This is a genomic window from Streptomyces sp. NPDC005799 (genome assembly GCF_040630525.1).
Classification (GTDB): Bacteria; Actinomycetota; Actinomycetes; order Streptomycetales; family Streptomycetaceae; genus Streptomyces; species Streptomyces griseorubiginosus_B.
This window is the reverse complement of the sequence record NZ_JBEXXQ010000011.1, coordinates 22,511-43,366: the sequence shown is the minus strand read 5'-3', so window position 1 is coordinate 43,366 and position 20,856 is coordinate 22,511. Positions and strand designations below refer to the sequence as shown.

The window sequence follows — 20,856 nt, the reverse complement described above, 5'->3', positions numbered from 1 at the left end:
AACTCAGTGGTGGCTTTCCGGACTCGCTGTGGGGGGACTGAGCTCTTCCTGGGCGGGGGATGTGGACGGGTTGTGCTCGGGTGGGGTTGGACAGTTTTCGCCGTGCCGTTCGCCAGGGCTACTCACCGACGTGACAATTTCCGGCTTTATTAGAACTGACGTCATGTCACATCGTGAGCTGAGGCGCGGATGAACCGGGCGCCTCGGGGCGCTTGCGTCCTCGTACCACCAGAGCACCACCGATCGCCACCAGTACGAATCCGGCCACAGCCGCACCGATCGGCAACGTCTCACCCACCATGCGCAGTTGACCGCTCTCCTTCTTCGCCAGTTTCACCTGGGACTTCTGCGTCTCCGTGGTGAACCCCAGTTTCCGGCTGTCGAGCAGTACGACGGCGTCCTTCCGCGAGCCGGGCGCGCGCAGGGTCCGGCGCGGGCCGACCTGGGCGTAGAGCACCCGGCCGGTGCGCTGGTCAGCGACCAGCTCGATGCCGTGGTTGGAGTACCACTCCTCGGCCAGGACCTGCGGTTTGTTCTTCTGGCCGACGATCGTGCCCGGCACCAGCCGTGTCCCGATCTTCGTGGGCGCGACGGTCCCGGTGAACCGGTAACCCGTGTACCCCTGGACCTTCTTCGTACCCCGGTAGCGCAGCACCACGGTGTCGCCGAGCGAGTTGTCCCACCAGGTGTAGGACCGTTTGTGCACGTCGAAGGGGAATTTGAGATAGGCGTCGCCCTCGAAGTAGGGATTCTCCTTGCAGCAGTGCACGGGCCGGTTCGTCCGCCGGTCGGTCACCCACCGGTTGAGGAAGAACTCCAGCGCGTCGTGCGGATCGGCGGCCGGCAGCGACTTGTCGGTGTCGACGGTCGTCGTCACGTCCCACACCGCGTCGCCGCTCTTCTCGCTGTCCGCGACGTTGCCGCGTACCTGCTGGGTGACGGTGATCCGCTGGTCGTGCACGGTCTTGATCTCGTCCGTGTCGAAGTAGCTGCCGGTGCCGCGGTACACGGCGGTCGTGTCGATGTCGATCGGGTTCACGGCGGCCCGCGGCTCGACGTACCAGACCAGCATCGGCGCCAGGACCAGCAGAAACGTGCCGATTCCCAGCAGAATCAGAGAGAGGGGTGAGGCTGTACGGCGCATCCGGATACTCCAGGGGCGAAAGGTTGACGGAGTTCGGGCCGCTCTATGGGCCGCAGACCGTAGGCGCCTCTTGACGGGGTGTCAATGCTTGTCGAGACTGGGCCGACAGGCTGGGGTGGGACCACCGGGTGGGGACGACCTTTCGGACAGAGAGGCTGACCCTGCGATGTCCAGACTGCTCGCCGCCGCGCTGACCGTCGTGGCCGCCGCGGCCCTCGCCGTGGGCGCCGCCCTCGGCATCGTCGCCCTGCTCGACGCCACGCCCGACCAGCCCAACACCCCCTTGATCACCTACGAGCAAGCCGGGCAAGGGAGTTGACCGGTGGGGCCGGCCCGCTCACCCGCCACCACCACCCGCTCGGCCTGGCACGACGTCCCCCGCCTCCAGGTCCGCCGGTTCGCCGCCATCGCCATGGCGGAGGCACCCGCACTCGCCGAGGAGATCCTGCGCGAGATCCGCCGCGAGTACCCGCATCTGCCCGTCGTCCTCGACGAGTCGGGCGAACCGATGGCCCTGGTCGGTATCCGCCGCGCCATCGAGGTCTTCGTCCAGCACCTGGAGACCTCGGAGGGCCGCCCGACGGTCCCGCCTGGCGTCTTCCAGGAGTTCGGCAGGGGCGAGGGCCTGCACGGGCGCAGCCTCGACTCGCTGCAGGCGATCTACCGCATGGGCGTACGCCTCGCCTGGCGCCGTTTCGCCGAGATCGGCCAGCGCGTCGAGATCCCGCCGCCCGCGATGTACGAACTGGTCGACGCGGGCTACGAGTATCTCGACGGCCTGGTCGACCAGTCGGTGCGGGGCTACGCGGAAGCGGCGGCCAGACAGGCCGGGGAACGGCTGCGTCTCCAACGCCGCCTGATGGAACTGCTGTTGGCCGAGCACCACCGGGGTGACACGGCCGACGCGCTGACCGAGCGCGCCGCTCGCGTCGGCTGGCCCCTGCCCCGCAAGGTCGCCGTCGGTGTCCTGCTCCGCCCGGCCCGGGAGGCGGTCGCGCCCGCCGTCGGGCAGGGGGTGCTGCTCGACATGGAGTACGAGCAGCCCCGTATGGTCGTGCCCGAACCGGACGCGGCCGGCCGCTCCGAGCTCCTGCACCGCGCGCTGACCGGCTGGTCCGGGGCGATCGGCCCGCCCGTCCCCCTGGCCGACGCCGCGAAGTCACTGCGGTGGGCCGAGGCGGCCGTACGGCTGATGGAACGGCGGCTGCTGCCGGCCGGGGACGTCCTTTACTGCACGGAACACACCGAGGCCCTGGTGCTTCTGCAGCCCGAGGAGCTGATCGACGACCTGGCGCTGCGCTGTCTGGCCCCCCTGGCCCACTGCGGTCCCACGCACGGCCGCCGGCTGGCGGAGACGTTACTGGCGTGGCTGGAGACGCGGGGCGGGGCGCCGGAGGTGGCGGCCCGCCTCGGTGTCCATCCGCAGACGGTGCGCTATCGCCTGCGGCAGATCCGCGAGTTGTGGGGCGACGAGATCGACGACCCGGACCGCCGCTTCGAACTGGAACTGGTGCTGAGGGCGCAGAGGCTGAGGGGGGTGCTGGGAGAGACGGGACGGCGGTAGCCGCCGCCCCTACCGCTGCCCGCGCCACGCCTCGTAGTGGTCCAGCACGGTCTCCTCGATCGGCCGGTAGCTGATCCCCAGCTCCCCGACGCTGCGGCCGTTGTCGACCCGGAATCTGATGCCGAGGTGCTTGCGGATGTAGTCCTGGGTCAGCCCGAAGGCGGGACCGAGGACGCGAACGGGCCAGTGGGGCAGGCGGGTTCGGGGCAGCCGCAGGTCCTTCGGATACCGCCCCCGGATGATCCGGGCCATGTCGTGGAAGGAGGTCATCTCCTCGGCGGCGACGATGTACCGGCCGTGCGCCTCTGCCACCTCGGCCGCGGCGATGTGCGCGTCCGCCACGTCCCGTACGTCGGCCGTGGTGAAGCTGAAGTCGGGGGCACCGTAGAAGAAGTACCCCTTGAACAGCTCCTCCAGGAGGAAGAGGCTGCCGGACTCGGAGGCGGGGGTGAGCGAGGGCCCGAGCACCAGCCCCGGGTTGACGGCGACCATGCGCCACCGGTCCTGCCGCTTCTCGGCCTCCCAAGCGGCCTGTTCCGCAACGGTCTTGGCGTAGTGGTAGGGGTTGTTCTCCAGGGTGCTGGTGGTGTTGAAGCAGCTTTCCCTCAACACCCGCCCCTCCATCGCCAGCACGTCCGCGTAGTCCCCGAAGATCGCACCGACGGTGGAGGTGAACACCAGCCGCCGCACACTCGGCGTCCGCTCCACACTCCCGACGACGTTCCGCGTGCCGCTCAGCGCGGGCTCGACCATGTCCCGCTGCCCGTCCTTGATCTTCTCCGGCATGAAGAAGGGCGAGGCCACATGGAACACGACCTCGCACCCCTTCATGGCCTCGTCGAAGTCCCCCTCGACCAGCAGATCGGCCTCGAACAGCTCGAGCCGCCCGGGATGATCGTCCTGCATGGCCCGCAGCGGCGCGACCTTGGCGGCGCTGCCGACGCTGCGAACGGTGGCCCGGACGCGATACCCACGCTCCAGCAGCCGCCGCACCAGATGACTCCCGACAAACCCACTGCCACCAGTCACCAGCACGGGTTCGTCCATCGACCCCTCACTCGGCTCGCTCACCGGTACAGGTTCGGGCATGGACCGGCCAAACGGAAGCGCAGAACCATTGCCCGGGCAAACGCGCATCGTTAGCCTGTGTTCGTCATGCCGATCGTCTGTTGAAATTTCGAACGCAGACGCCCAGATAATCAAGGGAGGGGGCCGGTTGTGGGACGCCTGGTACCTGCCGTGACCCGAGCTCTCGACATTCTCGAGCTCTTCCTCGACGGGGACGGGACGCTCTCCGCCCCCGACATCGTGCGCAAGCTGCAGCTGCCGCGCACCACCGTGCACGAGCTGGTCACCACGCTCGCCGCCCGGTCGTACATTGTCCAGGTCCCGGGTCAGCCCGGACGCTACCGGCTCGGCGTACGGCCGTACCAGCTCGGCAGCCGTTACGCCGAGCAGCTTGACCTCGCCGCCGAGGGGCAGCAGGTCGCCCGGTCCGTCGCCGAGACCTGCGACGAGACCGTGCACGTGGCGATCCTCGAGGGCACCGACGTCATCTACATCGCCAAGGTGGACTCCACGCACGCGGTGCGCATGGTGTCCGCCGCCGGCCGCCGGCTGCCCGCCCACTGCACGTCCGTCGGGAAGATGCTGCTGGCCTCCCTTCCGGAGCAGGAACTCTCCGCGCGCATCCCGGACGACGCCGCGCTTGTCGCGATGACTCCCAACAGCATCACCGACCCGGCCGCCCTGCGCGAGACCCTCGCCCAGATCCGGCAGCGCGGCCTCGCGGTGGAGAACCGGGAGTCCAACCCGGACGTCAGCTGCGTGGCGGCACCTGTGAAGGACCGTGCGGGGCAGGTCGTCGCCGCGCTGTCCATCTCCGTCCCCATGATCCGCTGGAGCGACGAGCGTCGCGCCGAGCTGGAGCAGCTGGCAGCCAAGGGTGCCGCCGAACTGTCGGAGCGGCTCGGACACCGGAGTGTCGTATGACGTACGGGTACGAGGTCGCCGTCCGGGCCGAGGCTGAGCTGGGGGAGGGGCCCACCTGGGACACGCAGGGCGGGCGGCTGATCTGGGTCGACATTCTCGGCAGTCGCGTGCACACCTATGAACCCGGGTCCGGGCGGCGCACGGTCCGTGTCACCGAGCAGCACGTCGGCGCCGCCAAGCCGCGCGCCGGCGGTGGGCTCGTGCTGAACCTTCGGGACGGGGTGGGGCTGGTCGACCCGGACGGCACCTTCCGCTGGCTGCACCACGAACCCGTCCAGGGGCGCCGCGGCAACGACGCCGCCGTCGCGCCCGACGGCTCGCTGTGGGCCGGGACCATGCGCTACGACGAGGCGCCGGGAGGCGGCACGCTGGCCCGTTTCACCGGCGAGGGGGCCGCGGGGACCGTCCTCGACGACGTCGCCGTCAGCAACGGCACCGGGTGGAGCCCCGACGGGCGGCTCATGTACTACATCGACTCGCCGACCCGTCGTATCGACGTCTTCGACCACGACGCTGAGGGCCGGGTCGGCAACCGGCGCCCGCTCGCCGGGATCGAGGACGGCGCCGGCTTTCCGGACGGGCTGACGGTGGACGCGGACGGCTGCGTGTGGGTCGCGCTGTGGGACGGAGGAGCGGTACGGCGCTACACGCCCGCCGGTGATCTGGACCGCGTCATCGAGCTGCCGACCCCACGCGCCACGGCCTGCGCCTTCGGCGGCCCCGACCTGACCGACCTCTACATCACCACGGCCCGCACCGGCCTGACCGCCCCGCTCCCGCTCTCCGGCTCCCTGCTGGTGGTACCGGGTGCGGGCAAGGGCCTCCCCCAGCCGCCCTTCGCGGGCTGACCGACAGTCGCCCTCACCTCCGTGCCGCCTCCCGCGCCCCCACCCCCGCCCGTACCGCCAGCAGCTCCTCCGGGGGGCGGAGGGCGCGGGACACGGAACCGATCTCGCGCAGGAGGACCGTCGTGTCGGAGGCGGTGGTGCGGGAAGGGGGCCTCGGGTGGTCCCGGCCGGCGATCGCGTCCTGGATGGCCAGGGCTGCGGCGAGCGCCCTCGCCCGGTCCGGATCGTGGCCCAGGGCGAGTGCCGCCTCGTACGTCCGTTGCCGGCGGTCCTCGTCGATGTGACGGGCCAGCGGGAGCAGGACGTCGCGGATGAACGTCTCGCGGCGGATCAGCCGCAGCTCCGGTGTCGCGCGGAGGAGGAAGGTGACTCCGGTGCCGTTGACCGTGCGCATCAGCAGGTACAGCGGGCGCAGACGGTGGTGGGCGAGGCGGACGCGCCAGCGGTCGTGGAGGTACTGGCCCGCGTGCGGGAGGATGAAGCCGACCGCTATGAGGAGCGCGGACAGACAGGCGAGCGGCGGTGCCACGGCCGTACTCAGCCAGTCCAGGCGATGTCCGCTCAAACGGGCGATCACCGCAGGCAACTTGACGGCGTAGAAGGAGAGTTGGGTCGCGTATCCGGCGCCGAGGAACTGCAGCCCCCAACGCAGCCACGCGTCCAGACCGTCCGTGCGCACCCAGTTCCAGATCAGCGCCGAGGTGATGACGGTGGCCAGCGCCTGCGCGGAGAGGTAGAGCAGGATCATCTCGCGCATGTACGGCGTGTCGGCGTAGTACGTGTCGAGGTCCCGCAGCCTCTCCACCGGCGCGTCCGCGAGCGCGAACAGCGCCCACAGCGCGGCGATCACCGTGAACGTGCCCGCGATCACCCAGCGCACCGCCCGTACCGTCGCCGCGGAGCGGTCCGCCAGCCCGTTGCGCCAGGCGATGATCAGCAGCAGACAGGAACCGCAGAACGCGGTCAGCAGCGAGTACACCCAGGGCGCCGAGATGTTCGGCACGCCCGTGACCCGATTGACGCGGGCGATCGTCGACGGCGCCACGAACACGAACACCGCGCAGGCCAGCAGCAGTACACCGCCGACCGCGCGGAGCAGCGGGTCGCCCCACAGCCGGACGATCGTGGGCAGCTTGATCGCCAGCGCGGCCATCAGCACGCCCGCCGGGATCCACCAGAAGGACGGGTAGAACTCGTTGACGAAACCCGCCGGGGAGAAGGCCAGTTGGGGGAGGGCGGCGCTCACCGCGTCGTCCTCCCGCGCCCCCGGTAGCCCAGCGACCGGTGCACGGGGTCCAGCGGGGCGTCGGCGACCGGCCCGGACAAGAAGGGCCGGAACGCCGCCGCGAGCCGGTGCCCGAAGTCGTCGGCCTCCGCCTCGTCGGCCGCCCGGGAGCCGTCGCGCGCCGCCACCGACAGCGCCGTGTCGGACCAGTCGCGCCGCCCCGCCAGGGCCGTCCCGGCGACGTGGTGATGGCTGTGCCCGGCGTGCAGATGCCAGAGCTCGTGGCCCAGTACGACCAGTCGCTGCAGCGCCTCGGCCCGTTCCTCGACGATCACCAGGTCGAAGTCCTGGAACTCCACCCACAGCCCGGTGACCTCGAGCTCGTCGGGGAACCGCTCGAAGCGCAGCTCCAGCGGCCGCCCTCCGCGTCGCAGGCTCATCGCCTCGCACAGCGCCCGGCACAGCTCCGCCGCGTCGGCGGGCGGACGCGGCCGGGCCCGCACCGCCGCACGGAGCTCCGCGGTCAGCTCCCGCATCCCGGAGGCCCGCCGCGAGCGTCGCAGCCCGGCGGCGAGCCGGGCCGCCTTCCTCCGCGCGCCCGCGATGTCCATGGCTCCCCCCTCTCGCCGCCGCACAGCAGGCTGCCCGACACCACGCCGTCGTTCAACCCGGAACGACTCCCGTGGCTGGAAAGTCCCGTGCGAAGCATTGACCGGGAAGCGCTTCCTATCTACCGTCTCGTTCGAAGTTACGAGCGGGAGGCGGTATATCGAACAGAGGGCGATTCGAGTCGACGGAGGGGCGGGGCATGGCACGACCTGGCCTGAGCCGCAGGCAGCTTCTGTGCGGACTGCTCGTCGCCGGCTGCTTCGGCTTCGCCGCGTTGGGCACCAGCGCCGACGCGCTCGCCTCCACCGCCCGCCCCCGGCTTCGCGCCGGGCCGCCTGCTGGACCCCTGGGACACCGGCCGCGCAGGCCAGTAAAGGGAGCCGAGTTGAAGCCTCTCAGACACCTCACGCTGCTGACCGCGGCGCTCCTGGCCCTGCTGCCGACCACGGCACGGGCCGAGGTGACCTACCCCGACCCGCTGTCTCTCACGGGACAGCAGATCATCCATGATCCGACCGTCATCCACCTCAAGTCCGGCGGCTACGTGGCCTATTCGACGGGCGGTGTCATCGGCGCCCGCCTCTCGAAGAACCTGCGCCAGTGGGACGACGCGGGCAACGCCTTCGCCGCGCCCCCGAGTTGGTGGTACGAGTACAACGACACCGGCGACCCCTGGGCCCCGGACGTCACCTACCGCGACGGCCGCTACTGGCTCCACTACGCGGTCTCCTCCTGGGGCACCAACCACTCGGCGATCGGCGTCGCCACCTCCCCGACCGGCCTGCCCGGCACCTGGACCGACCACGGCAAGGCGTTCACCTCGGAGACGACGGACGTCTGGAACGCCATCGACCCCGCGATCATCCAGGCGGACGGCCGCCTCTGGATGGCCTTCGGCTCGTACTGGACGGGCATCCGCATGGTCGAGCTCGACCGGAAGACCGGCAAGGCGGTCCCCGGAGCGACGGTCGCCCACCTCGCCACCCGCCCGGACGCCCCGTACGCGGTCGAAGGGCCGTACATCGTCAAGCACGGCCGCTACTACTACCTCTTCGCCTCCTACGACGCCTGTTGTGCGGGGGTGAACTCCACGTACAAGATCAGAGCGGGCCGCTCGACAAAGGTGACAGGCCCCTACGCGGACAGCACGGGCAAGCCCCTGCTGGAGGGAGGCGGCGACCTGCTCCTGGCCGGCCACGGCAGGTACATCGGCACGGGAGGGGAGTCGGTCTTCCGCGACAAGGGCCAGGACTGGCTGGCGTACCACTACTACGACGCGGACGACAACGGCACCCCGAAGCTGGGCCTGAACCGGCTTGGTTGGGTGCATGACTGGCCTGTGGTCAAGTGACCCCGTTTCGAAAGGTTTCCATGAGCAAGAGCACCGCCCGCTTCACCCTCGACCCCGCCTTCACCGTGGGCAAGGTCGACCCCCGTCTCTTCGGCTCCTTCGTCGAACACCTCGGCCGCTGCGTCTACACCGGCGTCTTCGAACCCGGCCACCCCACCGCCGACCAGGACGGCATCCGCCAGGACGTCCTCGACCTGGTCCGCGAACTCGGCGTCACCGCCGTCCGTTACCCCGGCGGCAACTTCGTCTCCGGCTACAAGTGGGAGGACTCCGTCGGCCCCGCCGAGGACCGCCCCCGTCGTCTCGATCTCGCCTGGCGCTCCACGGAGACCAACCGCTTCGGCCTCTCCGAGTACATCGCCTTCCTGAAGAAGATCGGCCCCCACGCCGAGCCCATGATGGCCCTCAACCTCGGTACCCGGGGCGTCGCCGAGGCCCTCGAACTCCAGGAGTACGCCAACCACCCCGGCGGCACCGCTCTCTCCGACCTCCGCGTCGCCCACGGCGACAAGGACCCCTTCGGCATCAGGCTCTGGTGCCTCGGCAACGAGATGGACGGCCCCTGGCAGACCGGCCACAAGACCGCCGAGGAGTACGGCCGCGTCGCCGCCGAGACGGCCCGCGCCATGCGCCAGATCGACCCGGACGTCGAACTCGTCGCCTGCGGCTCCTCCAGCCAGTCCATGCCGACCTTCGCGGCGTGGGAGGCGAAGGTCCTGGAGGAGACCTACGACCTCGTCGACTACATCTCCCTGCACGCCTATTACCAGCCCGAGGACGGTGACGTCGACTCCTTCCTGGCCTCCGCCGTCGACATGGAGTCCTTCATCGAGAACGTGATCGTCACCGCCGACCACGTGGGTGCCAAGCTCAAGTCCAAGAAGAAGATCAACCTCTCCTTCGACGAGTGGAACGTCTGGTACATGTCGGAGTGGCACGAGATCGAGAACTCCGGCGCGCGGGACTGGGCGGAGGCCCCCCGCCTGCTGGAGGACAACTACAGCGCCCTGGACGCCGTCGTCTTCGGCTCGCTCCTCATCGCGCTGCTGCGGCACGCCGACCGCGTCACCGTCGCCTGCCTCGCCCAGCTCGTCAACGTCATCGCCCCGATCATGACCGAGCCCGGCGGCCCCGCCTGGCGGCAGACGACCTTCTTCCCCTTCGCCCAGGCCGCCCGGTACGGCCGCGGCCAGGTCCTCGACGTACGGGTGGACTCACCGACGTACGAGACGAAGAAGTACGGCGAGGCCGACCTGCTGCACGCCACCGCCGTGCGCGCCGAGGACGGCACCGTCACCGTCTTCGCCGTCAACCGCAGCCGGACCGAGGCGCTGCCTCTCGAAGTCGCCCTCAACGGCCTGGACCTGACGTCCGTGGTCGAGCACAGCGCCCTGTCCGACGCCGACCCGGACGCGCGCAACACGCTCGCCGAGCCCGAGCGGGTCCTCCCGCACGGCGTCGAGGGCACCACGCTGCAGGGCGGCACCCTCGACGCCGTACTGGAACCGCTGTCGTGGAACGTGATCCGGCTGGCCTGACTGGCTACCGCTCGATGTGCACCTGAGCGGGCGGGTACGGGGACGAGGACGTCGTCCCGACGGACCAGTACCCGCCCGTGCCGGGCACGGACGCGATGGCCTCCGGCAGGACGGGTGTCGCGGCGGTCGGCCCGCGCTCGCTCACCCAGCTCCCGCCGTCCCAGCGCAGGTAGTGCGCCCGGGTCTGGTCCCAGAAGTCCCAGCCGGCGATACGGTCCGGGCCGCCCTGTCCGTCGTCGACGATCCCGGTGAGCGTGCCGACGGTGAACGGGGCGGTGACGGCCGTCCAGGCGGTGCCGTCCCAGTGCTTGAGGGTGACGCTCGGGGGCTTGCCGGGCGGGCCGCCGACTCCGTAGTCGTAGCCGGTGAGCCAGATGTCGTCGGCGGCGACCGGGAGCAGGCCGGTGACGGCGGGCCGGAAGCCGCCGGCCGCGGTCAGTTCGGTCCAGGCCGTGCCGTCCCAGCGGGCGACGAGGGCGCTGTCGTAGACCCAGACCTCGCCGGAGCCGGTGACGCGGACACCGGACGGGGTGGCGGTAGTCGCGCTCGGCGGGGGCGCGATCCAGGACCACGTGCCGTCGACGCCGTGCAGCAGGACCGAGCCGCCGCTGTTCCGGCCGCAGACCCACACACCGTCGTCGGCGTCGACCGCGACACCGGTGAGGGTTGTGCCGGACGCCGACCGGCCCGGGAAGTCGGCCTCCTGCCAGGTACCGCCGTCCCAGCGCAGGAGATGCGCGCCGGTGCCCACGGCCCAGGCCTGGCGCGACGTGCCGGCGACGGAGCGCAGCGCGCCGCCGAAGGCGAGGTGGGAGAGGGTGAGCCTGGTCCAGCTCGTGCCGTCCCAGACGAGGGCGAGGGGCCTGCCCTGGGTGCTGCCGTTGCGGCCTTCCTCGCCGACCGCCCAGGCGAGGTCGGGGCCGGCGGCCGCGACGCCGAGAAGCTGCGCGGCGGGCGTGCAGTCGGGGGCCGGTACGGCCTGCCAGTCGTGGGGCACCCCGGCGGTCGCCGAACGCGTACCGTCCGTCCTGCCCGCGCCGGTCGAGCCCCCGCCGTCCCGGGTCGCCGCGCGCGCACTCGCCGAGGCCGGCCCGAGTCCGGCCCCGGCTCCCACTAATCCACTGATGAAACGCCGTCTTCGCACGATGCTCCCCCTTCTCGGGTCATGCCCTGCTGGGCATTCCTGTCACACCGGCGCCACCGGCACCCCGCCCGCCGCCGCTCCCAGCAGCGTCAGCCGTACCTCGGACGGGCCGGACAGCGTGGTCCCGTCGGACAGTACGGCCAGCGCGATGGTGTTGGAACCACGTGTGCGCAGAATCCCGTTCGGCAGGACGAAGGTGTGCTGCGGACCCACGTCGTTGATGTACTGGCCCATGTTCCAGCCGTTGAGGAAGATCTGGGCCCGGTAGGCGAGGACCGGGTCGTCGACAAGCGTCAGCCCGATCGAGGCGTCCGTCCCGGGATCGACCGCGAGCTTGAAACCCGTCCGGTACCAGGTCACCCCCTGTCGGCGATCGGCCCGCGGCAAGGTCACCGCCTCCCAGTCGCCGTCGCCGAACCCCGGCAGATGCCACCCGTGCCGCTCCCCGTGCAGCCCGCCGTTGTTCTGCGGCCCGCGCACCGGATCGACCGGCCCCTCACCCTGCAGCCGCCAACTGACCGCGGGGGCGGCCCCGTCGAAGGCCACCGAGGTCAGTCCGCGGGCCGCCTTGTGCGTGTCCCGCGCCTTGCCGTCCTGGTCGTGCTGCATCCGCCGGACGAGGACGGACAGCACATGCGAGCCGCCCGTACGCAGCGCCTCCGGTACGGCGAACTCCGCCGTGGCCGTCCAACTCCCTTGCCGGACACTGGCGTTGTCCGGAACCGGCATCCGGTGCGTGCCCAGCGCCCGCCCGTCCAGCCAGGCCATCAGCAGCCCCTGCGTGCCGGCGCCGTAGGCGAGCGACACGGACCGCGCGCCCCGGGCGTCCGTGAAGTGCCCGCGGTACCAGACGTCGCCGTAGTGGTAGCCGTAGTCGTCGGCGAACAGGACGGGCTGCCCCTCCGGGACGGGTGTCGTGCTGTACGAGGACGTCTTCCGGGCGACCTGCCAGGTGGAGTCGTCGAAGCCGGCGGCGGACTCGGGGTTCTCCGTCCTGCGCCGCCATCCGCTCAGCGCGGGCAGGGCCACGGTCCTGGCGCCGGGCAGCGACCGCGTTCCCCGGAGGCTGCCGGAGGACGTCGACCGCACGGTCAACTTCGCCTCGTTCCAGCGCACTTCACCGATCCCGTGCGGTCCCCACACCTCCAGCTCGGCCGCCCGGACGGTGTCCCCGGTCAGCCGTACCGCCTTTCCGCTCACCTTTGCCGTCCGCAGCAGCGCGGGGCCGTACACCAGCACCGGGCCGGACGGGGTGTCGTAGGGGAACAGCCGCAGCGAGGTGTCGTCGTCGGCGAGGAGCAGCAGGAGCGGGGTGGAGGTGCCGCCGCCGGAGACCGACACCCGGGTCAGCCCGTCGAGTCGGGCCTCGATCCGCAGCAGACCGTCGGCGTACGTGTGGGTCGCGCCCCCGGCAAGCACCCGCACCGTGGGCCGTAGCGGGCACTCCAGCGCGGTCACCGTCACCTCGCCCGGCCGCCCGGTGAGCACGGCGATCTCCTGGCGGCCGGCGGTGAGGGTGAGCATGGGCTGGGCGTTGGAGTACCGCATCTTCCGTCGCCCGAGCTCGATCCCGGCGGCAAGCAGCCGCGCGTCCCGCGCCGGGACGGTGACCGGGACGTCGGTGCCGGGGACGGTCGACGTGACCGGCTCCGTACCGTCGTTGCGCAGGACGTACACGTCGGCGCCGGTGTCCGGGTTGGCCAGGTGGTACGCCTTCAGCCCGGCCGCCGTGACGTCCGCCGCGCGGTCCAGCTTGGCGAAGTCGGGGACGTGGCGCAGCAGATGGCCGAGCTGGTGCATGGGGACGAGCTTGGCGGTGGGCTGCCGGCCCTCGTCGAAGGCGGCCCCGTAGTCGTAGGAGGTGTAGACGACCGGCGCGGGCAGCCAGCCCCAGGAGGTGCCGCCGAAGGTCATGTAGACGTTGTGCAGGGTGATGCCGTTGGCGAGGTTGGTGAGGTAGAAGCGCCGCTCGTACGCCGCGTCCCGCTGCCGCCGCGACTCCGCGTACCCCTTCCGGTCGAACCAGACCCCGCCCCACGGGTCGAACCAGCCGCCGCCGAACTCCGGCATGAATCCGGGCGTCCGCGGACTCGCCGTCGCCCCGCCCTTCACTCCGCCGGTCCCGAAGTGCCCCCAGTCCGGCGGTACTTGGTCGGCGGGCGGGTACCCGTCGAAGCCGTACAGCCAACGCCCCTGCTCGCCGCCGGTGTCGAAGGAGCCGGGGATCCAGTATCCGTTGCGCCCCTTGTCGTTGTGGAAGAGCGGGACGTCGATGCCGTCCGCGCGCACCTTCTCGTAGAGGTGGGCCATGTAGGCACGGCCCGTCTCGTCCTGAGGGTGGGCGTCGTACTCGTTCTCGATCTGGTAGAGCAGGATCGTGCCGCCGCCGTCGGTGTAGAGGTGCCGGGCGGCGATGGTGTCGACGTGCGTCAGCCATTCGTCGACGTGGGAGAGATAGGTGGGGTCGGCGGTGCGTGCCGTGCCCTCCGTGGCGGTCAGCCAGCCGGGGAAGCCGCCTGCGTCGATCTCGGCGTTGATGTAGGGGCCGGGGCGGAGGATGACGTACAGGCCGGTCTCGGCGGCCGTGCGCAGGAACAGGTCGAGGTCGCGGACGCCGGTGAAGTCGTACCGGCCCGGGGCGGGGGAGTGGTAGTTCCACGACACGTAGACGCTGACCGCGTTGTAGCCGTGGGCGCGCATCTTCTGCAGGACGTCCCGCCACAGGGAGGGACTCGGCAGCCGGAAGGGGTGCATCTCGCCGGACCAGACGACCAGGCGGCGGCCGTCGACGATGAGTGAGTAGCGGTCGAAACCGACGGTGTGGTCCTCGCCGTCCGCAGCGGGCGGCGCGGGCGCGGGCCCCGTGGGCGTGGTCGGTGCGGCGTAGGCGCAGGTCGCGGCGGCGCTGCCGCCGAGGGTCAGGCCGAGCGCCGTGGTGCCGGCGAGCGCGGTGAAGGTACGTCTGCTGAGCCCCATCGGAGCCTCCCGTCGTGCCGTACGTCGGCGGGCGCGTGCGGGATCATTGTGTACGGGCGGACCGGCAGAATGGTCCTATGAGGATCTCGGCGCGGGCGGATTACGCGGTACGGGCGGTTCTTGAACTGGCCGTGCGGCAGGACGGCGGTTCGGTGAAGGCGGAGGCCATCGCCGCCACGCAGGACATCCCGCACAAGTTCCTGGAGGGGATCCTCGGCGATCTGCGGCGCGCCGGCATCGTCGACAGCCGGCGCGGGGGCGGCGGCGGTTACCGGCTGGCGCGGGAGGCAGGAAAGATCACGGTCGCGGACGTCATCCGGGCGGTGGACGGGCCGATCGTCTCCGTGCGCGGGGAGCGGCCCACGGGCCTGGAGTACACCGGTTCGGCCCAGCCCCTGCTCCCGCTGTGGATCGCCCTGCGCGCCAATGTCCGCCGCATCCTGGAGGGCGTCACCATCGCCGACATCGCGGCGGACGCCCTGCCGGAACCGGTGCGCGCGCTGGCGGCGGAGCCGGCGGCCTGGGAGAACCCGTAGGGCCCTGCCGATCCGGCGGCTGTCCTCGTCGCCGTCGCGGCTGTGAAATCCCCTGCTGTGAATGGCCGGAGTTCGTCCTGTCCATGTCATGTCCGCGTCCCTACGATGCGGATCGCCTCCGGCCTTCACAGAAAGCTCACGGTTCCTTCAAAGGTGCGGGGGCGTGCCACCCCCCACTCACAGAACCGGAGAGACCATGCCTGGCGGACTCCTGCTGAGCGGCGCCGTAGCCGCTCTCCTCACCACCACACTGCCCGCGCACCACTCGTCCCCCGTGTTCGACAACCCGCCCCCGGACAAGATCGTCATCGACGTGGCGACCGTGAACGGCTCCGGCTGCCCCCAGGGGACGGCCGCTGTCGCCGTCTCCCCGGATAACACCGCCTTCACGGTGACCTACAGCCAGTACCTCGCCCAGGCCGGCGGTAACTCCGACCCCACGGCCTTCCGCAAGAACTGCCAGCTCAACCTGATCGTCCACGTCCCGCAGGGCTTCACCTACGCGATCGCCAGCGCCGACTACCGGGGCTTCCTCTCGCTCCAGCCGGGCGCGTCCGCGACGCAGAAGGCCTCGTACTACTTCCAGGGCTCCTCCAACACGGTGCCCAAGACCCACCCGTTCAGCGGCTCGTACAACGACGACTGGCAGGCCACCGACTCCACCGACTGGGCCCAACTGGTCTGGGCGCCCTGCGGAGTCCAGCGCAACTTCAACATCAACACCGAGCTGAGAGTGAACGCGGGCACGGCGAACCCCGGCAAGGTCAGCTTCATGACGATGGACTCGACCGACGGGGACATCAGCACGATCTACCACATGGCGTGGAAGACGTGCCCGACGTCGTGACCCGTGAGGGGGCGGCCCGTACGACTGCGGGCTGCCCCCGTCCGGTCACGACAGCGCTCTGATCGCTCAGGTGATCGGCTTCATCATCTCGGAGCGGATCTGGAGGGTACTCCGCGCGGTGGCCTTCAGGTCGAGGTTCCTTGAGGCAATGAGAGTCATGTCTGCCACCCGGGCCCAGGTATTGCCGTCCGCCCAGACGCAGACGGGGTAGGTGAGTGTCGATCCGTCGGTCCAGGTCCGGGTCAGCGCCTCGCAGCTGATGGTGATGCGGGAGCCGGAGGGGGTGTCATCTTCCGGAGGCGTGAGTACCGTGCCCCGGCTGTTCTTGGAGGCGTTGTCCGCCAGCACGCGGGAGCGCACCTCATCGGCGTTCTTGAACCGCCCGTACATGCCGGTCACTACGAGATCACCCCGTTCGACGCTCGCGGGCCGGTAGACGGCGGAGACGCCGTGGACGTCCTCGGCATCCCAGCTGTGCCTCCAGATCCTTTGCAGCGCCGGGCCCTCGGTCAGGGAGTCGTCCTTTTCCAGCACGAAGCGGCCGTCCAGCAGGGTTCGCGGCACGGTCAGGGAGAACTGTCCTCGGGGATAACCGCTCTCGAGCTCCTTGCCTATCAGCGCCAGCGTCACCAAAAGCTCGACGACCAGGAAGACAACCCCGCCGATGATCGCGGCCACGAGGGGGGCCCGGCTCTTCGACGGCGGGGCAGGGGGCGTAGTGCCCCAGGGGGAGACAGGCGTCTGGTACGGCGATTGCGGCGCGGAAGGCATGGACACGGCAGAACGGTACTCAACGCCCCCGAGACGACTCACGGGACTCCCGACGCGCGTGCGCCACGAAGTCCGCCCACGTCCGGGGGGACAGGGCGAGGTGCGGTGCCCGGCGGTTCTTGGAGTCGCGGACGTGGATGGTGGCGGGGGTTATGGCGACCTCGACGCAGTCGCCGTCGCCGCCGCTGCTGTAGCTCGACTTGAACCAGGAGAGTTCGCCGGTGGTCATAGGTCTCCTCGCATCCGCTGCAACAGGCTCAAGGAGTCCGTGAGAGTGAGAGCCTGTGACCGCATCCTGGCATACCGCCGTTGGAGGACGCTGACCTCTTTCGGCTCGGAGATGAGCAGGCCACCTCGCTGTCCCTCGCAGTAGGCGAACCACTGGTTCTCCGGCGTCTCCAGCAACTGCACCGGACCGTCCAGCCCGGCGTGCGTCTCCTGGAGCGTCGGCATGATCTGGATCTCGACGTTCCGCAGATCCGCGATCTCCAGTACGTGGTCGATGAGTTCACGCGTGATCTCCGTACCGCCCGTCCGCCGCTGGAACAGGTGCTCCTCCAGGATGAAGCCGAACGCCGTGTTCGGCCTTTCCCGAAGCAGGCGTTGACGCTCCGCCCGTGCGATCCATTGGGCCTCGATCTGCTCGTCGTCCAGCGGCGGAAGCTGGTTCGTGAACAGCGTCCGCCCATACGCCTCGGTCTGCAACAGTCCGGGGATCAACCGGCATTCGTATGTGTAGAGGGTGATCGCGGTCGCCTCCAACCGCGCCCACCGCCGAAACCAAGCCGCCAGCCCCGGTTGCCGAGCCAACGTAGGCAACGCCTTCAGCAGCGCGCCCGTGTTGCCCAGCAACTCCTCCGCCCGCTCGACGAAGGCCTGATCCGGCATGCGTCGGCCCAACTCCACGGACGCCACCGTGTGCTTGGAGAACCGCACCAGGTCGGCGTACTCCTCCCGGCTGATCCCCGCGTGCTCCCGCAACGCCTGATGCACGACCCCGAAGGTCCGCATGCTGTCCGACGACTCCGGCTCACCGCCACCATCGACCACGGTCGGTCACCTCCCGCGCTCATGGTCACGGCCCGTCACATGTACTGTCCAGTCCGTAGCCGCGTACGCTACGGCAGCGTACGCGCGCATGCCCTGGTGAAGTCACCTTTGCGGTCGTCAGATTGGGCCCATGACCGCACCGATCACTCCCCAACCCCCGATTACCGTACGTATGTTCACGCAGCGCCTCAGCCCCACCCCGCGCGGCGCCCGACTCGCCCGGCACCTCGCCCTGAATCAGCTGCACGCCTGGGGCATCCCCCATGGCAGTGACGTCTCCGAGGCCGTCGCGGTGATCGTCGCCGAGTTGGCCGCCAACGCGGTGACCCACGGCCGCGTCCCGGGGCGGGACTTCGAGCTGCGGCTGTCCCTTCCCACGGGCAGCGTTCGTATCGAGGTCAGCGACACCCGCAGCGAGCCCCGGCCCCCGAAGCCCTGTGATGTGCGGCCGTCCCACCCCCTCGACGAGCAGGGCCGTGGCCTCGTCCTCGTCGACGCGCTCGCCGATCGCTGGGAGGTACTGGACCGTGAGCCCTTGGGGAAGACCGTGCGGGCCGAGGTCGACCTGCCCTCGGGGCGGATCAGACCACCGGCATGACGTCGACGCGCGGGGCGGCGATCACGAGATGCCCCGCCCACGCCACCCACCAGGCGTTCACGAGGACGCCGGCACGTTCCTGTCCGGCCTCCCCTCCGCTGGCCCGCAGCGTCGCGAGAAGCAGTCCACGCGGGAACCAGGCGTTGACCAAGGGGATGAGCCACGCGACCACGGCCCACACGTCGGAGCCGAGGTCCGCGCCGGGGGTGATGACCCGGGCGTTGTGGCGGCACCGGTGGAACCACACCAGGAACAGGACCGTGGCCACGGTCCTGGCGTAGACGGACACCATCGAGACGAGGCCCGCCCTGCCCGACGTGGTGTCGGCCGGGTGAAGGCGGTGCGCTCTGAGCGTCAGGGCCCGGACCACCTCGACGCCGGCCGCCACGACTATCGCCCCCTGCGCCGAACGGGCCAGTGCGCGAGGTGCTTTGGGGCCAGCGGGGCCAACGGGTCTGTCGGATTCGGTCATGGCGCGGAGCCTATGCGTTCCGGCATCAACTTGCCGGGCTGGAACGGCCGAAGGCCCTGGAGGCGGCCCGGCTGGAGCTGTCCGGGGCGGGCCTGGACGGCCGGTGTGCCTTCGTCGCCGGGGACTTCACCGAGGCCGTCCCGGACGGCGGTGACGTCCAAGCCGACTGCTCGTCGTGGAGCGGCTTTTGCCGCCCCGCGAGGGCATCCCGTCACCGGCGGTGAGGACGATCCCCTAGACCACCGTTACGCCCCCGCCGCGTTGGGCCAGCTTTGCGCGTTCGGCCACCCGGTGGCCGGTGCCGGCGTGAGTCCGGGCGGCGCGGTCATGCCCCGTACCTGCGCCGCCGTGAGGCCTCCGCGGGCGGGAACCCCCGGCGGCGTCGGACCGGTGGGCATCGCGGCGGCCGGGGCCATCGGCGCGGGCGTCGCTACCGGAGCCGGCGTCGGCAGGGGAGCGAGCATGGGGGCCGGAGCGGGCATGGGGGCCGGAGCCTGCGCGGGAACCGGTGTCGGCATCGGCGCCACCGGCGCGGGCTGCGGAGCCGGCATCTGGGCCGCCGGCATCTGGGCAACCGCCGGCATCTGGGCGGGGGAAGGCATCTGAGCGACCGACGGCATCTGAGCGACGGCCGGCATCTGAGCGACCGACGGCATCGGCGCCGCCGCCGGCATCGGCATCCCGCCCCCGACACTCCCGCCCTGCATGGGTGCCGCCGCCGCGACCGCCGGCATCGGCATCCCGGCCCCGCCGAGCGAACCCCCGCCTCCGGAGCCGCCGGAGGCCATCGCCGCGAGTCCCTGCATGCCCGCCCCGTTGGTCGCGCTGACCAGGCGGTCCACGGCCGCCGTACCCGAGCTGTAGCTGGTCCCTGCGCTCAGCTCGGGTACGGCAGCTCCCCTCCTGGTCCCGTAGAGCACCTGTTCCAGGCCGGACACCAGGCGACGCACGTCCACCTGGGGGCGCACCACGAGTCTCAGGAAGCGGCTGGACGAACCGATCTTGTTGCCGCATTCACGGACCAGGATCCGGTGCTCGGTGAGCATCCGGTCCCGGACCACGGTCCCCTCGGCGCCGACGGGCAGGCGCACGAAGAGGAAGTTGCCCTGGGAGGGGTAGACGGTCAGGCCGGGGAGGGAGGACAGCTGGCCGGCCATGTCCAGACGGTCCCGGCGGATCTGCTGAAGGCTCTGCGCGTACTCCGCGCCGTGCTCCCTGAGCATGAACACCACGTGTTCGGCGAAGGCGTTGAGGTTCCACTTCGGCAGCATGGAGCGGACTCGCCCGGCCAGCGCCGGGTTGGCGACGAGGTAGCCGAAGCGTATGCCGTGCAGACCGAAGTTCTTGCCGAGGCTGCGCAGGACGATCACATTGGGCCTGAGCATGGCCTCCTGGACGACCGACGGCTCGGCCTCCGCGTCCGCGAACTCCAGGAACGACTCGTCGACGACGATCAGGTCCAGGTCGGCCATGGCGTCCATGAACTGCACCAGCCGCTGCTTCTGCAGAAAGCCGCCGTCGGGGTTGTTCGGGTTGCAGATCACCGCGACCCGGGTGCCGCGTTTGCGGATGAACTCGGCGTACTGGGCGAGATCCAGGGCGAAGCCGTTGGATTCCTGCAGCGGGAACATGTCGACCCGCTTGCCGGTCTCCATGGGCTGGTCGGTCCAGCGGCCGAAGGTGGGGACGGGGATGGCGAGGGACTCACGGACCAGCAGGTGGTCGATCCAGGTGATCAGCTCGGTCGAGCCGTTGCCCATCGCCACGCACTGCGGCGGAAGTTGCAGCAGCTCGCACAGTTCGGACGTGATCGTGTCGGCGCTGCTCGGGTAGTAGGTGACGATCTCGCGCAGCCGCGCCGCCATCTCCTCGAACATCGCCGGGGTGGGGAAGTAGGGGTTGCAGGGAATGCAGAAGTCCACCGGGCCGGTCCCGTCGCCGCCCTCCCGCGTCAGCGCCGCCATCGACGGGCTGTGTGCCGCGTTGCTGCGGAACAGCGAGGTGACGTTGTCGGCCATGGAACCTCCGTATGAGGCGGGCCCGGTGGGGACGACCGGGCCCGTCGTGTTCGGGTGGCCCGCGCGGGGGAGCGCGGGCCACCCATGGATACGGAGTCGCCAGTGGCGCCGTTCAACGGATGTGAAACTAGTGTGACTTCGGGAACCGGACGCTCCTGTTGTACGTCCCCCGC

At 70.7% G+C, this 20,856-nt stretch carries 20 protein-coding genes; 9 read left to right on the top strand and 11 right to left on the bottom strand.

What is annotated here, in order from left to right; translation table 11 throughout:
- Nucleotides 1-166 precede the first annotated feature (166 nt).
- Entirely contained in the window at nucleotides 167-1,144 is a 978-nt protein-coding gene (locus tag ABZ453_RS13120; protein WP_359014529.1) for a DUF3068 domain-containing protein, read from the bottom strand.
- 166 nt (nucleotides 1,145-1,310) lie between these two features.
- On the opposite strand from ABZ453_RS13120, the gene ABZ453_RS13115 reads away from it, so the two are divergent.
- Nucleotides 1,311-1,463, top strand: coding sequence for a hypothetical protein (locus tag ABZ453_RS13115; protein WP_174267325.1), 153 nt, complete (start codon nucleotides 1,311-1,313; stop codon nucleotides 1,461-1,463).
- Nucleotides 1,464-1,466: 3 nt separating this feature from the next.
- Nucleotides 1,467-2,708, top strand: coding sequence for a helix-turn-helix domain-containing protein (locus ABZ453_RS13110; RefSeq protein ID WP_356763587.1), 1,242 nt, complete (start codon nucleotides 1,467-1,469; stop codon nucleotides 2,706-2,708).
- Between the two features lie 9 nt (nucleotides 2,709-2,717).
- Here the strand turns inward: ABZ453_RS13110 and ABZ453_RS13105 are convergent, their stop codons facing one another.
- Nucleotides 2,718-3,755 carry an NAD-dependent epimerase/dehydratase family protein gene (locus ABZ453_RS13105; protein WP_359014766.1) on the bottom strand — a complete coding sequence of 346 codons (1,038 nt, stop codon included), beginning with the start codon at nucleotides 3,753-3,755 and terminating at the stop codon, nucleotides 2,718-2,720.
- Nucleotides 3,756-3,926: 171 nt separating this feature from the next.
- Between ABZ453_RS13105 and ABZ453_RS13100 the strand changes: the two genes are divergently transcribed.
- Entirely contained in the window at nucleotides 3,927-4,700 is a 774-nt protein-coding gene (locus ABZ453_RS13100; protein ID WP_359014528.1) for an IclR family transcriptional regulator, read from the top strand.
- A complete protein-coding gene (locus ABZ453_RS13095) occupies nucleotides 4,697-5,548 on the top strand; it encodes an SMP-30/gluconolactonase/LRE family protein (RefSeq protein WP_359014526.1) in 852 nt (283 codons plus the stop codon). The genes ABZ453_RS13100 and ABZ453_RS13095 overlap by 4 nt, the downstream gene beginning before the upstream one ends.
- Nucleotides 5,549-5,561: 13 nt before the next feature.
- Here the strand turns inward: ABZ453_RS13095 and ABZ453_RS13090 are convergent, their stop codons facing one another.
- Both ABZ453_RS13090 and ABZ453_RS13085 read right to left on the bottom strand, forming a co-directional pair.
- Nucleotides 5,562-6,794 carry a DUF6545 domain-containing protein gene (locus tag ABZ453_RS13090; RefSeq protein WP_359014524.1) on the bottom strand — a complete coding sequence of 411 codons (1,233 nt, stop codon included), beginning with the start codon at nucleotides 6,792-6,794 and terminating at the stop codon, nucleotides 5,562-5,564.
- Nucleotides 6,791-7,384, bottom strand: coding sequence for a toxin-antitoxin system, toxin component family protein (locus ABZ453_RS13085; protein ID WP_359014522.1), 594 nt, complete (start codon nucleotides 7,382-7,384; stop codon nucleotides 6,791-6,793). Before ABZ453_RS13085 ends, ABZ453_RS13090 begins: the two co-directional genes overlap by 4 nt.
- 383 nt (nucleotides 7,385-7,767) lie before the next feature.
- Between ABZ453_RS13085 and ABZ453_RS13080 the strand changes: the two genes are divergently transcribed.
- Nucleotides 7,768-8,733: an arabinan endo-1,5-alpha-L-arabinosidase gene (locus ABZ453_RS13080; protein WP_359014764.1), complete on the top strand. Its 966-nt coding sequence runs from the start codon at nucleotides 7,768-7,770 to the stop codon at nucleotides 8,731-8,733.
- A gap of 20 nt (nucleotides 8,734-8,753) precedes the next feature.
- On the top strand, nucleotides 8,754-10,271 hold the full coding sequence (locus ABZ453_RS13075) for an alpha-N-arabinofuranosidase (RefSeq protein ID WP_359014520.1): 1,518 nt from the start codon (nucleotides 8,754-8,756) through the stop codon (nucleotides 10,269-10,271).
- Nucleotides 10,272-10,275: 4 nt separating this feature from the next.
- On the opposite strand, the gene ABZ453_RS13070 is transcribed toward ABZ453_RS13075, so the two are convergent.
- Together ABZ453_RS13070 and ABZ453_RS13065 are read right to left on the bottom strand one after the other, a co-directional pair.
- The gene (locus ABZ453_RS13070; RefSeq protein WP_359014518.1) at nucleotides 10,276-11,415 is read right to left on the bottom strand and encodes a hypothetical protein; all 1,140 of its coding nucleotides are present in this window, start codon (nucleotides 11,413-11,415) and stop codon (nucleotides 10,276-10,278) included.
- 42 nt (nucleotides 11,416-11,457) lie between these two features.
- The gene (locus tag ABZ453_RS13065) at nucleotides 11,458-14,391 is read right to left on the bottom strand and encodes a beta-galactosidase (protein WP_359014516.1); all 2,934 of its coding nucleotides are present in this window, start codon (nucleotides 14,389-14,391) and stop codon (nucleotides 11,458-11,460) included.
- Between the two features lie 77 nt (nucleotides 14,392-14,468).
- Here ABZ453_RS13065 and ABZ453_RS13060 point away from each other — a divergent pair, with 77 nt between their 5' ends.
- Together ABZ453_RS13060 and ABZ453_RS13055 are read left to right on the top strand one after the other, a co-directional pair.
- Complete coding sequence (locus ABZ453_RS13060; RefSeq protein ID WP_356763571.1) at nucleotides 14,469-14,927, top strand: Rrf2 family transcriptional regulator; 459 nt, start codon at nucleotides 14,469-14,471, stop codon at nucleotides 14,925-14,927.
- Nucleotides 14,928-15,123: 196 nt separating this feature from the next.
- Nucleotides 15,124-15,774 (top strand): DUF4360 domain-containing protein, encoded by a 651-nt coding sequence (locus tag ABZ453_RS13055; RefSeq protein ID WP_359014513.1) that lies wholly within the window; start codon nucleotides 15,124-15,126, stop codon nucleotides 15,772-15,774.
- Nucleotides 15,775-15,840: 66 nt separating this feature from the next.
- On the opposite strand, the gene ABZ453_RS13050 is transcribed toward ABZ453_RS13055, so the two are convergent.
- From ABZ453_RS13050 to ABZ453_RS13040, 3 genes are read right to left on the bottom strand one after another with little or no spacing between them, the layout of a single operon-like run.
- Nucleotides 15,841-16,551: a hypothetical protein gene (locus tag ABZ453_RS13050; protein ID WP_359014511.1), complete on the bottom strand. Its 711-nt coding sequence runs from the start codon at nucleotides 16,549-16,551 to the stop codon at nucleotides 15,841-15,843.
- Between the two features lie 13 nt (nucleotides 16,552-16,564).
- Nucleotides 16,565-16,774, bottom strand: a complete 210-nt coding sequence (locus tag ABZ453_RS13045) for a DUF397 domain-containing protein (RefSeq protein WP_359014510.1) — start codon at nucleotides 16,772-16,774, stop codon at nucleotides 16,565-16,567.
- Nucleotides 16,771-17,556: a helix-turn-helix transcriptional regulator gene (locus ABZ453_RS13040; RefSeq protein ID WP_359014762.1), complete on the bottom strand. Its 786-nt coding sequence runs from the start codon at nucleotides 17,554-17,556 to the stop codon at nucleotides 16,771-16,773. Before ABZ453_RS13040 ends, ABZ453_RS13045 begins: the two co-directional genes overlap by 4 nt.
- A gap of 169 nt (nucleotides 17,557-17,725) precedes the next feature.
- Between ABZ453_RS13040 and ABZ453_RS13035 the strand changes: the two genes are divergently transcribed.
- The gene (locus ABZ453_RS13035; protein WP_359014508.1) at nucleotides 17,726-18,193 is read left to right on the top strand and encodes an ATP-binding protein; all 468 of its coding nucleotides are present in this window, start codon (nucleotides 17,726-17,728) and stop codon (nucleotides 18,191-18,193) included.
- Here ABZ453_RS13035 and ABZ453_RS13030 read toward each other — a convergent pair.
- Together ABZ453_RS13030 and ABZ453_RS13025 are read right to left on the bottom strand one after the other, a co-directional pair.
- Nucleotides 18,177-18,665 (bottom strand): DUF4328 domain-containing protein, encoded by a 489-nt coding sequence (locus ABZ453_RS13030; protein WP_359014506.1) that lies wholly within the window; start codon nucleotides 18,663-18,665, stop codon nucleotides 18,177-18,179. The genes ABZ453_RS13035 and ABZ453_RS13030 overlap by 17 nt on opposite strands.
- A 245-nt stretch (nucleotides 18,666-18,910) precedes the next feature.
- A complete protein-coding gene (locus tag ABZ453_RS13025; RefSeq protein ID WP_359014504.1) occupies nucleotides 18,911-20,683 on the bottom strand; it encodes a histidinol-phosphate transaminase in 1,773 nt (590 codons plus the stop codon).
- Nucleotides 20,684-20,856: the final 173 nt, after the last annotated feature.